Source organism: Alteromonas pelagimontana (assembly GCF_002499975.2).
GTDB classification, from domain to species: domain Bacteria; phylum Pseudomonadota; class Gammaproteobacteria; order Enterobacterales; family Alteromonadaceae; genus Alteromonas; species Alteromonas pelagimontana.
The window spans coordinates 1,780,371-1,795,148 of the sequence record NZ_CP052766.1 but is presented as its reverse complement, the minus strand read 5'-3'; the positions used below and the strand labels follow the sequence as shown (position 1 = coordinate 1,795,148).

Sequence of the window (14,778 nt, the reverse complement as noted above, 5' to 3'; positions counted from 1 at the left end):
GATGTTGTTATTATTGTAATTGTACACTGATACCCAATAAAAACGTTCTACCGCTGGTTGTCGTATTATAGGCTCTGTCGTTGGAATCGCTGTAAAGCTCCTCTCTCACATTTGTCAGATTTAACCCTTCCGCGGTAATTTTTATATCATCTGAAATCTGATAATACGCCGAAGCATCGACATAGGCTGTATCGTGGTACCCAGCTTCATCCTGATCAGCATTTCCTGCCTGAACTGACAATATATAGTCGCTGCGATATGCACTGGAAATTCTTGCTGCCCAGCGTTCAGCTTCGTAATAAAAGGTGAGGTTATAACTGGATTTAGACAATCCAGCGAACGTTTTAATTCGGTCTTTGCCACTGTTTTCGACGTTTCGGTATAAAGTGTTGCCGTTTGCCCAGGTGTAATTGGCAACCATCCCCAATTGATTAAAGGGGGCGGGTAGAAAATCAAAATCTCTGGAGAAGGCAATTTCAAACCCTTTCACAGTCGAAGAATCACTGTTTTGCGGCGTGGTGACATTGAAAACATCGTAAATTGAATCTCCCGCCTGCAGTAACGCCTCGGGCAAACCGAGAGAGGCATAAACAACAGGTTGCGCTTGTTCCACAATAAAGTTATCGATTTTTTTATAAAACAGCGCCAAAGAGATTATGCCGTTTTCGCTGAAATAGCCTTCTAACGCCGTGTCGAAATTCACAGACTCAAAGGGAGCCAAATCGGGGTTTCCAACCCACACCGAGCCTATTTCTCCCTCATTTCTGGATGCTTGCGACACATCTGCTGAAAAGGAAAGCGATCGAATTGAGGGGCGGGTAATATTTTCACTTACGCCCATCCGCCATAAAAAATCATCGGAAAACTCATATACCATATTTAAGCTCGGCAGCCAGTCGGCATAATCTCGTGATATTTCAGTGGGTACACCTTTTGACAAACCTGCGGAGGTAAGCTGCGTCTGAAAATACCGCAGACCCGCGCTTACGAGAAACGGCTGACCCGCAAGGTTCGTATCCCAGTCGTATAATCCATAAGCTGCCAGTGTTTCTTCTGTCACTTTAAAATTTGAAGCATCGATAATATATTCGTCGCCCAATTGATAATTTTCCAATCCATAAAATGCCTGAATTGCCGCCAGATTTCCCTGCCGCCAGGCAATATCGGGATGACCGTAGAAAACATCCGCGGTGGCTGGGCTAAGCGTGACGATACCTTCATTTTGTGGCGTACTGCCGTTGGTAGGAAAATCGCCCTGAAACCGGTCGTGACCCGTATTGGCAAAGGTTTTCTGGTTTACCCCCACAGTCCACCGGTTGTGATTATCGACGGAATGCTCAAGGCTCAGCTTAATATTGTCAAAATTTGAGGTCATGTAGTTTTCCTGGAAGTACAAGTCTTTTACCTCAAAACCCTCAATTGAGGTGGTGTCGAAGCCTGGCGACGTGCTCAATCCATAAAATCTGTCCTGGCGGAAGTCCGTCATGATGTCTACATTCTCGGCCCAGATGTTAACCTTATTGACTTTGGGTTGGGAATAATCAGAAGAGCTGTTACCAATCAGCAGATTCAATGACAAATCCGGCGTGATTTTCCAGTTCGCCTCGCCGGAGAACTGGTAAAAAACAGAGCGATTTTCATCTTCTCTTGTCTCTGCACGCCAGGTGGCATTTTGATAGTGTGCGTAAGTGACCTCTTTATCACCGTTGATCTCTGTCCATTCCACAGACGATACCAAATCATTATCCTTCACTGCCAAATGATGCTCATCCAATCGATTCTGCAACCTGCTGTAAATTCCATTGAGGGTAAGGGAAAATTGCTCAAGCGGGCGATATTGTAAAGACGTAGTCATGCCAAGGCGGGATTGTTGATTGTTCCACAGAGAATAACGATGACCACGAGGAAACCACAACTCTCCTTCCGATAATATCAAAGCTAGCTCAGGATTTTGCTGTCCTACGAGTTGCTTCTTTTCCTGCCGCCAACGGGTAGTATTGGTACCGTATTCAGTGGTGTGGCGCTCGCTGTAAGCCACAGAAAAAAGCGCTCCTATGTTATCGCTGCGGTTGGAAATCATGGCTACCACTCGCGGATCGCTTTCATTGCTATTGGAATTGTACGCCTGGCGATACGTCAGCGCGCTTTGAAAGCCTTCGTAGTCGAAAGGTTGTGGCGTTTGCAGCCATACCGTCCCGCCGATGCCGCCTTCTTCCTGATCGGCTGAATAGGATTTTTTTACATCGATACGATTAAACAGTTCAGAAGCAAAAATATTAAAATCGAAGGCCCGGGTTCGGCTTACTGCGCCTCTGGCGTCCATAGGCGAAGAGGTCATTCCCATGGCTTCCATGCCGTTAACGATGACCCGGGTAAAGTCAGGGCCAAGCCCCCGCAACGATATCTGACGACCTTCACCGGCTTCCCGGGTAATCGAAATTCCCGGCACTCGCTGAAGTGAATCCGCCAGATTAAGATCGGGAAAGTCGGCAATATCTTCCGCCAGAATGGCATCTTGCGAAATCATAGCTAAGCGTTTAATTTCTCTGGCCTGCATTAACGAGCTTCTAAAGCCGGTAACTTCTATTTCAAAGGGTACTTTTTGCTTTTTATTGATTGGATTCGGGTTTGTTGATGGCGGTTCAGAAGCGCTTTTTTCATTCTGCGGGCAGTCGCTGACAAGCCAACCCTCTTTCACTTTATCCGCGCACAACGGTGATTGCACGAGGATCTGCAGGATAAGCTTTCGCTGAGTAAAGCTTCCTTTGACCGCAGTACTAAAATAGCTGGCTGTTACCGCAGGATCGTAAAGAATGGTTTGACCGGTGGCGCGAGAGAAGGCGTTTAGTGCATTACTAAGCGGTTGTGCTTCAAAGGCAATATCAAGTGCTGAATCTTGTTGTGCGTTGGCAAAAGGTACAACTTGCAGTAAAAATATTAGAACCAAACGGCGTGCTTTGCTACAGCGGCAATGCATTGGTTGACCTGCTACCGCGGGTTATGCGAATTTCCTGTGGTGTATGTTCTATTTTCAAATCATGCAGCTTTTCCAGTAGCGCGAGCGCTTGCTCAACGTCATCCAAGCGAAACCGTCCGGCCACATTCTGCGCGCCGATACCTGCCTCGGCAAATACAATGGGCTTTTGGCTATGTCGATTTAACCGCTCAACTAAAAATTCCAGTGACTCACGGGAAATTTCAATCCAACCAGAGCGCCAGTCCACCAGATTGCTGATATTAACTTGTTCAATTGCTCCGGGCTGGTCTTGAGTAATACGTACTCGTTCTCCCGCTTTTAGCAATATCGAAGGTTGCCCAATTGCACCTAATACTTCTACCGCGCCTTCATAAACGGTAACATCGGTTTGGGAATGTCCACGGTCAATATTAAAAGCTGTACCGACAGCGGTGACACTGGCGGCTCCTACTTTTACTATAAACGGACGCTGCTTATTTTTGGCCACGGCGAAATAAGCCTGGCCTTTACGCAAATTTATCCGCCGTTCCTGCTCAGAAAAAGCCACGACAACTTCGCTGGCCGATTGCATTTGCACCTGGCTACCATCTTCTAACAGGGTTTCTTTATCTGAATTTACATCGGTAGCCAATACTATTGCGGCGGGTTCATCAGACGTTAATGGATGCCACTGGAAGGCTGCAACGGCAATAACAGCCATGCAGGCAAAGCTGGCTCCCCACTGCCAAAACGAAAAGCCCCAACCCCGATCACGTAGTGACTCATGGCCTCTTTCTGTCCGCAGCTTCTTTGAAGCCAATGCCAATGATGGATCGTGCCAGGTACTAAGCATGCGTTCAAATACCTGCCGATGCTGTAGGTCCAGTTCCAGCCATTTAATAAACCGGTGTTTGCTGAGGTTATCCAGATCCCCTTCAGATAATTTGTCCAGCCACTCTGCAGCCTGTATATATACACGTTCCTGTGCGCCTTTATCTGTGCTTGCCATTGATTAATTCTTATTATCCAGATGCCGTTGGATATCCACCATTGCCCGTGAAATGTGTCGAGTCACCGCCTCTACGCCGATCCCCAGCTTCTGGGCAATTTCTTCCCTGCTTTCACCATGAATGCGCCGAAGTTCAAAAACTTTGCGGCGTTGAGCAGGCATGGCAGATAATGCCTGGTAAATCAGATTGATGCGTTGTTCGTGATCAAGTAGCTGCTCAGGATTCGCGCCGGGATTGTCCAGTAATTCCACATCTTCTGTGCTGACAGAAGAACGCCGCAGAAGAAGGTTACGCGCCACCCGTTTGGCATACGCAAGCGGATTTTCAATAACCGATTCCCGAGCCTGTTCGAGTACGCGCATAACCGACTCCTGATAAATATCTGCCGCTTCTTCTACGTCTCGCGTATTGCGTGACAGATAGCGCTGTAGCTGAGTGTTGTCGGTTAACTGGTCGAGCAACTTCTTATTGGCTGTGTCAGACATTGCGCAATTGCTTACAACATGGTGGATGAAACTCCCTCATTTTATCCGACAAATGTTACAGTCATATGGCGCACACGCTTTTTTATGATGGGTACTTCAAATATAAAGGGCTGCTGTAGAACCATAAATCCTGCCAGGGATCTTCTCCTTTAGGATCGGGTGCGGGTTCCAGCTCCTGAGTCTGGTTAGTTCCTCTCACACGAAAGTACGCAGACTGGTCTATATTATCAAGCTTGAAAGACGTTACCTGATATTGACCTTGCTTTTGCCAGTCCTGAGAATAGAACCGTTTTATTACTTTGCTAGTAGGATTGCGATTGGTGGCGGCGTAATCGGCATTGGCGTTTACATTACCCATAATTAAATCGACTCTGCCTACTGCCGGGTTATCGCCATGGTAATTCGGCGCTTCAGGCGTGCGAAAGGCAATTGTGACGGTAACCGGTAAGTTGGGCTTAACTGCCAGCTCTTCGCCTATTGCTGCCCCAGATGAGCCGGGCTGAGTGACCGATACATATAGCTCATTGATCAGATCACCGGTGGTAATAAACACCCTTCCCTGCTTTAGCCCAGCTAACACGCTAGCGTAATTTTTATCCGCATAAACGTAGGTTTTAGCGTATTCGCCCGGCCAGAAGTCGGTGCGTCCTTCGGTGTAATGGGCATGACTGTCGGACACAGCAGTAACGCTCCACTTGCGGCCTTCGCCTAAAAAGCTGTCCCACACTCCTCCCACAATGGCTGACATTTGATCCGCACCGCCTAACGTCGGATAGGCGTTATATTCTGCTCTTGCGCTGGTTGGATCTATCGAACCATCCGGATTAATGGTAGCGGCCTGATGGCCGGGTATCGCTGTCATTCCAGAAAATACATCGGGGGCGGTATCTTGCCAATTGCGCATTTCCCGGGGGGTAACTTTATCAAACTTGCCTAAACCAGTTGTTAACCGGGCTGGATGATTGGCTGACAACAAAGGGCGCGGTGACATTTTTTGCATCGCTGTTAACGCCTTCAGCATGAAATCTTCTGTATCCCGAGGGGATTCATCAGGGTAAATTTCCCGTCGATTAAACTGCTTTTCCAGTTGATACATTTGGTCGGCTTCCTGTTCGCCATGAGCAATGATAAGCGTACTGTGCCGAGCGGCGGGCGTGTCAAACTCCATACCGTAAAACTGTAGAATACCCGGAATGGCTTTGCGTGATGCTACCAGTTCCGGATAAGCTTGTTCCAGATTAACTCTGCTGTGCCCCGGCCCGCCATGATCTGTAGTCACCATCCAGTCGAGCCCGTGCAGCGCCGCCATGCGAGCATTCAAAGCAGTAAAGTAATGCGCATCACCAAATACAATGGGGGAAGGAGGCGTATCATCCCAGTTCCATTTTACACTGTATTTGCCATGAATATGGTGGTCGCCAGCAAGCCACTGTTGGGTACCGGGCGGCTTAAATATTAGGCTTTCTGATGAAGAATCAGGAGTGTTACTACACCCTGCTATAGCGCAGGCCACCATTGCGGCAATAAAAGCTTGATGAAAATTTTGCATGTATAGATATCCGTTAGCGAGAAAAATCGGGCGCATAAACGCCCGAACCGTGGCAGCCAGTTGATTAGAACTGCGCAGTTACCCCCAACATATAGGTAGAACCACTGGTGGTGGTGTTGTAGGCGCGGTCATGAGAATCGCTGTACAGTTCTTCTATTTCATCGGTCAGATTAATGCCTTCCAGGCTGACTTTAATATTGTCGGTAATTTGATAAAACGCAGAAAAATCCACATAGGTTGTGCTGTGGTATCCACTTTCATCCTGATCGCCGCTTGATGAAGCGCCGGTAATGTAAGGGCTGCGATAAGCCGCAGAAACGCGCGCCCCCCAATTGTCTTCTTCGTAATACAGCGTGAAGTTATAGCTGTCTTTAGAAAGCCCGGTAAAGGGCTTCTTCTGATCGTTACCTTCAATACCGTAGATATTCCTATACAGCGCGTCACCATCGGAATAGGTGTAGTTGGCAATAACGCCTAAATTATCAAAAGGAGCCGGCAGAAAATCTAGATCCCGTGAAAAGGTAAGTTCAACACCTTTGATGGTCGAGGCGTCCATGTTTTGCGGACGCTGCAGATAAAAGATGCTGTCGACGGTTTTATCTACCGGTAACAGTTCGGCAGGCAGACCCAGCGAGGAATACACCACCTCCGTAGTGGTATTAACGATAAAGTTATCGATATCTTTATAAAAAAGGGCAGCGGCGACATAGCCTACTTCTTCAAAATACCACTCAACTGCCGTATCCAGGTTGGTGGATTCAAACGGCTCCAGCGTTGGATTTCCCATGGTGACACTGGTGATGGCGTCGCCGGAAGTTTGCGATACCGACACATTGTAACTTACCGCACCCAATGAAGGACGTGTCACGTTCTTACTGGCACCAAAACGCCAGATAAAATCATCGGTAAGTTCATAAACCAGATTCAACGCAGGCAGCACGTCAGAATAGGTACGCGACGTTTCAACATCCAGGCCGTCCGAAGTGCCCGCAGCGGTGATTTCTGTTTCAAAATAACGCAGTCCCGCACTTACCCGTAATGGCTTACCTGCCACTTCGGTTTCCCAACCATATTGGGTGTAGAGTGCAATGGTTTCTTCGGTTACCGGTGACTTGTCGTTCGCCGTTATTTCACTGGCATCAATGCGATAGCCATCTAAATCATAAAAAGCCAGTAACGCAGACAGATCACTTTGGATCCAGCTAGCGTCCGGGTGTTGAGTAAATACTTCAGTTAGTTCGGGGGAGAGGACCAGATTGCCGGTATTGGCAGTAGCAATATTCTGCGCATTACTTTGCGTTAGTTGATAAGAAGAATTTTCGAACTTCTTATAGTTGGCGCCAAAGGTCAGTTCGCCGGTATCGCCAATTAAATAAGTGAAGTCCACTTTCGCATTATCGAAATCGTTAGTAATGTAGTCTTCCTGTAGATAAATATCTTTAGTTTCAAAGCCCGCGATGTCAGTGACATCAAAATCAGGTGAGGAACTTTCGCCGTAGAAGCGATCGTTGCGGAAGTCCGTCAGAATATTTACTTTTTCCTGAGCGTGGATATTGGTTTTAATGACTTCGGGCTGATCGAAATCTGAAGAACTGGTGCCTATCAGCGCACTCACACTTAACGCGCTGGTTAACGACCAGTCCAGGGTCAACGTGTACTGATCAAAAGTGGATTCGTTATAGCGTTGGCTGTTCTCGTTACGCCAGGTCGCATCCGCATAGTCAGCAAAAACTACCTCTTTCTGGCCGTTGTTTTCCACCCATTCCAGTGCGTTAACTACGCTGTTGTCTTTAACCGCAGAATGGTGCTCATTTTGATTGTTTTCCAGGTTTGCATGCATAATATCAAGGGTTACACTGACATCATCATTAGGCTTATACTGCAGGGCTGCCGTTATACCCAGTCGTTTTTGTTCGTTGTTCCATAAAGAAGAGCGATGGCCGCGCGGAAACCATAGTTCACCGGAATCCAGCTCCGCCTGTAGTTCAGTATCTGTCGGATCCGCGGCAACTTTACCGCCTTCCTGGCGCCAGCGGGTGGTATTGGTACCAAATTCGGTAGTGTTACGCTCGCTGTAGGCGACCGACACCAGCGCACCAAAGTTGCCCCAGGTGTTCGATAGCAGGCCTGCCATCCGAGGGTCGGTTTCTTCGCTGTTATCATTGTAACCGCCACGTACCGAGACAGCTCCTTTCAGGCCGTCGTAGTCAAAGGGTTTTGCTGTATAAAGGCCAACGGTACCGCCGATACCACCTTCTTCCTGATCGGCAGAGTAGGTTTTGTATACATCAATTCGGTTAAACAACTCAGAGGCAAAAACGTTGAAGTCGAAACTGCGGCTACGGCTAACGCCACCTTTTGCATCCATAGGCGAAGCAGAAGTGCCCATGGCTTCCATACCATTTACTTGTACGCGAGTGAAGTCGGGGCCCAATCCGCGCAATGAAATCTGACGGCCTTCACCCGCTTCACGGGTAATGGTGATACCGGGTACACGCTGTAGCGAGTCGGCCAGGTTTAAATCTGGAAAGTCGGCAATATCTTCGGCAAGAATGCTGTCTCGCGACACCATGGCATCGCGTTTTAAATCTTTTGCGCGAATAAGCGACCCGCGAAAAGATTTTATTTCAATGACTTCCATATCATCGTTAGCAGTGTTTGTGGCGGCAGTCTGTTGAGCCGCGGCGGTACCCATGTTGGCAATAATTCCAACCATGGCGAGTGATAATGTGGTTTTGTTAAAACTCTTTTTCATGTGCGTTCCAGGTAATGTATGTGCATTGATTTTGGGTGTACCAGTGAGCTCAGGTAACACCACTAAAGAGCCAAATACTCAGAAAAGCGGACAGAGAAAGTTATGAAGTTTTTATGACAGTCGCGGCAGACGTGAGATGCAATGGAAAAAATGGCGGGTGTAAAGTTCTGTTTCCTCTCAACGCGGCCTAGAGGCGCAATGTCATTAGATCGACTCCGGCAGGGTAACAGGCTAATATCAGTTTTTATCCATGCTTAAATTACCTGAGCGTTTAGGGAGAAACAGTGAATTTACTTCGAACTTTATTAATTAGCAGTGCGGTTTTAACGCAAACGGCTATGCCAGTGATGGCTGACGCTCAGACAAAAAATACGGCGAACGCTGCGCAGCAGCAACAAAGCGAGCATGACCGGCTGTTTACGTTATTTGCTGAGGCAGATGAGCGCCATCTGGCGCTTAACCCGATTTACGGCTTGTTTCGCGGTGACATGCGCAGAGCCGATCAGCTTGGCGATTACTTTACTGACGCCCATTCGATTGCGTCGCGTACAGATACGCTGCTGAATATCGCGAAGCTTGAGCAAATCGATCGCGCTAAACTCAATGAAACGGACAAACTGGCATACGATGTTTTTAAGTATAATCAAGAGCAAGCGCTAAAAAGTACAACTGACGAAATTCGTGCACTTACTGAAGTGCGCCCGGTCAATCACTTCAGTGGCTTTCATACTTTTTACCCGACGTTTGCCAGTGGTAGAGGCGCTGCGCCATTTAAGACTGTCGAGGACTACGAAAACAATCTCTCTCGCCACAAGGACTATATTGCTATTAACGATAGGGCGATTGAGCGATTCCGTGAAGGTATGAAAAGTGGCGTTCTCGAAACGCATTTAACAATTGACCGCGTGATTAAACAGCTGGACAAACAGTTGTCGATCCCGATGAAAGAGTCGCAGTTCTGGGGTCCGGTAGAAAAGCTTCCGCAAGATTTTAGCGCTGATGAAAAAGCCCGGTTAACAAAGCAATATGAAGTTGCAACCCAGGCTATCTATGATTCGACGGAACGTATGCGTAACTTTCTACGGGATGAATATTTGCCGGTGGCTCGTGAAACTATCGGTTTAAGCGATATGAAAGGCGGCAAAGCGCTATATCAGCAATTGATAGAAGAAACCACCACACTACCGCTTAGCCCGGACTATCTGCATAATTTAGGAATGCAGGAAGTTAAACGCATTAAAGCGGATATGCTGCAAATCATGGAAGAAGTCGACTTTGATGGCACGCTAAAAGAATTTTTTGACTATGTGCGTACCGATCCAAAATTCAAACCCAAAAGCCGGGAAGCGCTGACTCAGGAATACTACCGTATTGGCCGTGAAGTGGATGAAAAAATTGGCAATTATTTCTCCTTATTACCTAAGACATCGCTGGAAATTGAACCTTATGACCCGGCTATTGAGCAGTTTAGTGCCGGCGGCTCTTACCAGTCAGGTGCGCCGGATGGTTCTCGTCCAGGCACCTTTTACTTCAATGCCTACGACTTACCCAGTCGCTTAACAACAGGTAATGTGACGCTTTATTTGCATGAAGGGGCGCCAGGCCATCACTTCCAAATCAGTCTTGCCCAGGAAAATGACGCACTACCCGCCTTCATGCGATTTGGCGGAAACACCGCCTATGTTGAAGGATGGGCACTTTATTCTGAAACTCTGGGCTACGAAATGGGCTTTTTTGATGACCCCTGGAACCGCTACGGCACGCTTCAGGATGAGCAATTGCGCGCTATGCGTCTGGTGGTGGACACGGGTATTCACGCCAAAGGATGGAGCCGCGATCAAGCCATTGAGTTTATGCTGGAGAACTCCGGCATGACGCGAACCGAGGTGGTTGCTGAAGTAGAGCGTTATATTGCCATTCCGTCACAAGCTCTGGCTTACAAAGTAGGAGCTTTGAAAATTCAGGAGTTACGCAAAAAAGCCGAGAAGGCTTTGGGCAAAAAGTTCGATATCAAAGCATTTCACGAGCAGGTTCTGGGAACAGGCGCCCTACCATTACCCATTCTTGAAACCAAAATTAATCGCTGGATAGACAGCAAAAAAGCCTGATCCTACAGCATTAACTTTGCAAAAGCTGACAGCGCACCACGCTGCCAGCTTTTTTTATGTTTGTCAGAAAAGAAGTTTGGTCCTGACGATGACAACCGCGGGCTGGATTAATACTAACAGAGAGTATCTGGAAAGGCTGGATATCGGCCTCTGGGGGCGCAGAGCCTGGCTTCGCAATGGATGAGCGCTATGCATTGCAAAAGCCCGCCAATACAACGAAAATGGCGACCGCTTTATTGACGTTAAGAATTAATTGGTTGTTTTATATTCTTAATAACCTAAAGAACATGACTGAGAAATATCCACACACCAACCAAAATAAGAATGACTCCTCCGAGTGTCTCAGCTCTTTTTCCAATGATGGAACCTAAAGCACTGCCTAACATTACGCCGATGGTTACCATTGTAAAAGTTGCGATACCAATCAGCGTCGCTGCAATACCGATGCTCACATCAATGAATGCCAGACTTACGCCTACTGCCATAGCATCAATGCTTGTTCCAAAAGCAGTTAATATAACTAAAGCAAAGGACTGTTTTTTAGTCTTTATTTCATCTTCTTTGTCAGAGTTCAGGCTTTCATAGATCATATGAGCGCCCAGCCCACCCAATAAAACAAGGGCTACCCAATGATCCCACTCTTCAACATAAGAAGACGCAACGCTTCCTATCCACCAACCGATGACAGGTGTTATCGCTTCGACAACGCCAAAAGTCAGACCTATCTTAAGGGCATATCCAAGACGTGGCTTTTTAATTTTGACACCTTTGCCAATCGAAGCGGCAAATGCATCAGTAGACATGGCAAACGCTAGAAGAATGAGAGCGGGGATGTTCATCCGTAAATTTACTCCGGTCAGGCATATTGAGTCCACGATAATCCACACGCCTGACCTTAGGCATGGAAATATCGATGGTCTCGCCAACCGAGAGGTGTTCGTACCATGGCCGGATGACCAATTATGTTGATACGAACTTTTCCAAAAATTATGGAAACAGGCTACTCCCCAACGAAGGGGAAAATAGTAACAAGAAATTGAATTTATAACAATTCTAGAAATTAAACCGGCGCTACTAAAACGCCGCCGGATTAAGTTTATATCTGTATTGGGATTTGGTGGGGCAAATGCTGTCCAAATGGCTTTCCAGTTTTACCGTTAGCCTCCCCGGGTGATCACATCAGTACAACATAGCAAACGAGCCGTGTAGCTATAAAAATAAAAGGTTCACAACAAAGAAATACCACCTCTCTTGCTAACGCTCGTAGAGCAAGCACCGGAATCCACAATCAATCCGATTAAAAATGGTATTTAAGCAAAAAATTCACATTGCGCTCGTTAACGCCACTAACGCCGAATTTATTATTCCAGTAGACATATTCTATCCCCACATACAGGCGGGTAGAAAGGTTGAAATGGCGATCCAGATTATATTTAAGTTGTGTAGTGGCATTAAACTGACTGGATGACATCAGGCCGTCATTGCGTCGATAGGCGCTCATGATATCGACAAAACCGTCATACAGAAAATTCTCTAAAAATGGCACAGCGAAGGCGAGTGTCGCCTGTTCGTTGGTCGCGCCATTGCCATTATCTTTATAATAAACGCTGAGTTTCGCATAGCGAAAATGCGGCAACGCTAAATCGGTTCCCAAACCGTATAACCAGTTTGTTTCATCACCGAATTCGCCAGTGGGAGTAAAATAAAGGTTCTTAACTACAGCACTGTCAAAGGCAAATAAACGAATGCGCGGATTGGCTTCCACATAGGTGGCGTGATTGCCATCGCTTGATTCCAGTCGGTCAACAAAAATAAAGTTATCGCCCCAACTTGCGCCACTTGCGTACTCCAGCGTCAAGACCTGGCGCTGGTTATCACCTAACTCATAGTTATTCCCATTAAGGTAAGTGAGCGAAGCGTCCGTCCAGTTGGTAGCCGCCTTAACTATTGGCGACCATAGCTGGCAGGCGGTTAGAAAAAGAAGAGCAGTTAAACGTATCATGATTATTGCAACCGAAAAGTCATAAGTTGTTTATTCACCTGATTCGCTGACTGCTTCATTTCCTCACTCTTTTTATTTGAGGTATTTACCGTTTCAGGATTTTTATCTACCAGCAGCTTGATACTGTGCATGTTTTTACTGATTTCTAGCACAACCGAACTTTGCTCTTCCGCGGCAGATGCGATTTCCTGCGCTTGATGGTTTACGCCGGAAACCTTTGTTTGAATTTCGGCCATGAGTTCATTGGAAACCTCAATGCGCTGATTCAGATTGTTAGCGATGGCATTGCTTTGCTCCATTTGTGATGACGCAGAGTCACCCGCCGCCACCAGATTGCTAAGCAAGGTTTCAATTTCACTAACTGAGTTGTGAGAACGTTGCGCCAACTGTCTGACTTCATCGGCAACCACTGCAAAGCCTCGGCCTTGCTCGCCTGCACGCGCAGCCTCAATAGCAGCATTCAGAGCCAGCAAATTCGTTTGCCCGGCAATAGCTTTAATTACCTCAAGGATTCGGTTAATGCTATCGGTTTGTGCTTTAAGCTGTTCTACCGTTGTCACCGTAGCGGTAAAAGAGGCCAGTAAGGTGTCGATTTCGGCAACGGATTCATTGGATGCAGAAAGACAGGCCGTCGCGACACGATTGATTTCCTCTGCTGCAACTGCAGTATTATTGATATTTTCAGCAATATTTTGACTGGTTAGCGACATTTCTTCGATAGCGGCTGCGGCCTGATTGGTATTACTAGTAATTTCATCGGCACTGGCTTTCACTTCACCATTATATTGCATTACGGTATTGCTGTTCGCAGTGACAACTTCACTGGAACTTTGAATGGTAGTGATAGTCCTGCGCAGGCGTTCAATGGTTAAGTTGAGGGCTTCGCCTAACTCCAACAGTTCATCATGACTTTCTATCTGCGCGCGGGTGAGCAAATCGCCGTCGGCCAGTCTGAGCGCCGTGTCTTTTAGTGCCTGAATACCGCGGTTAATGCCATTGGCGATATACTGGCTCAGCGCCGCTGATATCAGTAGTGCCAATATCATGCCTATGTAGAAGACCATATCTGCGCTGCTGATGGCTTCATTGATGTTCTCTTGTGTAGCATTGGCGGATTCATTTAAGTACTGCTCATACTCAATAAAAAATGCGGAAAGCGCGTCATAGCTGTCAACGAAGGCTTTAAAAACATCAAAGGGGGCCTTGTTATCTGCAGCTGAATCCATGGCGTTAACAAATCTCATGGCTTTTTTCTGAAAGTCCAGAACCAGGGCTTCAAGTTCGCGTAGTCGCTCCATATTGTCAGTTGCGGCTGCGTTTTTAAGCGCATTAATTAGCTGAGGTGTAGTGCGATTATTGGTTTGAATGGCACTGCGGTACTCGCGAATTTGGTCGTTGAGCCCGAGCAAGTAGGCAATTTGTAACCCTCTAATGCTTAAAGTGGTATCAACCTGAACCCCTTTGACTTCCTCAAAATTTAAAAATGCCTGAAAATCTTCCTGATGGAAGCGGGTGAACTGATTGGCAACATCATTGTTTGCTGAGCGCATAACCAATATTGCCGCGCTGAAAATAACTACAATGATTAAGGCGAGAATTTGTAGTTTTCGTAGAATGTTTAATTTCATATTTGCTCGATGCGAAGCCAGACTTTAGTGTTGTGGTTATCGGCCGAATATTCCTTTTACGTAATATATAAAACAGACGCTCGTATATGGCGCTATACATTATTTTTAATCTGTTAAACGCTTTTAATTTGTTATCAGAAAGTCAGGGAAAGTCGACAGAGGGGGGGCTGGGTAAGAAGGATTGGTATAAAGCTATGAAGCAATATCATTCGCAAAATTTTCAATTTTTAAAAAAACTGCCAGCACAAAGCTGGCAGTGATGTAGTGTAAATTGAAACTGTGGGC

9 protein-coding genes and 1 riboswitch are annotated in these 14,778 nt (G+C 46.8%); of the genes, 1 reads left to right on the top strand and 8 read right to left on the bottom strand.

The window, feature by feature from the left end; all coding sequences use genetic code 11:
- Window positions 1-10: 10 nt before the first annotated feature.
- The 5 genes from CA267_RS08000 to CA267_RS07980 all read right to left on the bottom strand — a co-directional run bounded on the left by CA267_RS08000 (window position 11) and on the right by CA267_RS07980 (window position 8,755).
- Window positions 11-2,947: a TonB-dependent receptor gene (locus CA267_RS08000; RefSeq protein ID WP_232367616.1), complete on the bottom strand. Its 2,937-nt coding sequence runs from the start codon at window positions 2,945-2,947 to the stop codon at window positions 11-13.
- A gap of 13 nt (window positions 2,948-2,960) precedes the next feature.
- Window positions 2,961-3,965: a FecR family protein gene (locus tag CA267_RS07995; protein WP_075607975.1), complete on the bottom strand. Its 1,005-nt coding sequence runs from the start codon at window positions 3,963-3,965 to the stop codon at window positions 2,961-2,963.
- 3 nt (window positions 3,966-3,968) lie between these two features.
- Window positions 3,969-4,451: an RNA polymerase sigma factor gene (locus CA267_RS07990; RefSeq protein WP_075607976.1), complete on the bottom strand. Its 483-nt coding sequence runs from the start codon at window positions 4,449-4,451 to the stop codon at window positions 3,969-3,971.
- An 82-nt stretch (window positions 4,452-4,533) separates the two neighbouring features.
- A complete protein-coding gene (locus CA267_RS07985) occupies window positions 4,534-6,000 on the bottom strand; it encodes a CehA/McbA family metallohydrolase domain-containing protein (RefSeq protein ID WP_075607977.1) in 1,467 nt (488 codons plus the stop codon).
- A gap of 64 nt (window positions 6,001-6,064) precedes the next feature.
- Window positions 6,065-8,755: a TonB-dependent receptor gene (locus tag CA267_RS07980; RefSeq protein WP_075607978.1), complete on the bottom strand. Its 2,691-nt coding sequence runs from the start codon at window positions 8,753-8,755 to the stop codon at window positions 6,065-6,067.
- A 284-nt stretch (window positions 8,756-9,039) separates the two neighbouring features.
- On the opposite strand from CA267_RS07980, the gene CA267_RS07975 reads away from it, so the two are divergent.
- Window positions 9,040-10,863, top strand: coding sequence for a DUF885 domain-containing protein (locus CA267_RS07975; protein WP_232367615.1), 1,824 nt, complete (start codon window positions 9,040-9,042; stop codon window positions 10,861-10,863).
- 278 nt (window positions 10,864-11,141) lie between these two features.
- Here the strand turns inward: CA267_RS07975 and CA267_RS07970 are convergent, their stop codons facing one another.
- The 3 genes from CA267_RS07970 to CA267_RS07960 form a co-directional block, all read right to left on the bottom strand.
- Window positions 11,142-11,702: a manganese efflux pump MntP gene (locus CA267_RS07970; RefSeq protein ID WP_075607979.1), complete on the bottom strand. Its 561-nt coding sequence runs from the start codon at window positions 11,700-11,702 to the stop codon at window positions 11,142-11,144.
- A gap of 10 nt (window positions 11,703-11,712) precedes the next feature.
- Window positions 11,713-11,884: riboswitch (yybP-ykoY riboswitch) on the bottom strand.
- A gap of 276 nt (window positions 11,885-12,160) precedes the next feature.
- On the bottom strand, window positions 12,161-12,865 hold the full coding sequence (locus CA267_RS07965; protein WP_075607980.1) for a hypothetical protein: 705 nt from the start codon (window positions 12,863-12,865) through the stop codon (window positions 12,161-12,163).
- Window positions 12,866-12,867: 2 nt separating this feature from the next.
- Window positions 12,868-14,493, bottom strand: a complete 1,626-nt coding sequence (locus CA267_RS07960; protein ID WP_075607981.1) for a methyl-accepting chemotaxis protein — start codon at window positions 14,491-14,493, stop codon at window positions 12,868-12,870.
- Between the last annotated feature and the right edge of the window lie 285 nt (window positions 14,494-14,778).

What these genes read in the sequence shown, in the direction of transcription:
- CA267_RS07995 (WP_075607975.1), bottom strand. Translation starts at nt 3,965, where the DNA reads ATGGCAAGCACAGATAAAGGCGCACAGGAACGTGTATATATACAGGCT.
- CA267_RS07990 (WP_075607976.1), bottom strand. Translation starts at nt 4,451, where the DNA reads ATGTCTGACACAGCCAATAAGAAGTTGCTCGACCAGTTAACCGACAAC.
- CA267_RS07985 (WP_075607977.1), bottom strand. Translation starts at nt 6,000, where the DNA reads ATGCAAAATTTTCATCAAGCTTTTATTGCCGCAATGGTGGCCTGCGCT.
- CA267_RS07980 (WP_075607978.1), bottom strand. Translation starts at nt 8,755, where the DNA reads ATGAAAAAGAGTTTTAACAAAACCACATTATCACTCGCCATGGTTGGA.
- CA267_RS07970 (WP_075607979.1), bottom strand. Translation starts at nt 11,702, where the DNA reads ATGAACATCCCCGCTCTCATTCTTCTAGCGTTTGCCATGTCTACTGAT.
- CA267_RS07965 (WP_075607980.1), bottom strand. Translation starts at nt 12,865, where the DNA reads ATGATACGTTTAACTGCTCTTCTTTTTCTAACCGCCTGCCAGCTATGG.
- CA267_RS07960 (WP_075607981.1), bottom strand. Translation starts at nt 14,493, where the DNA reads ATGAAATTAAACATTCTACGAAAACTACAAATTCTCGCCTTAATCATT.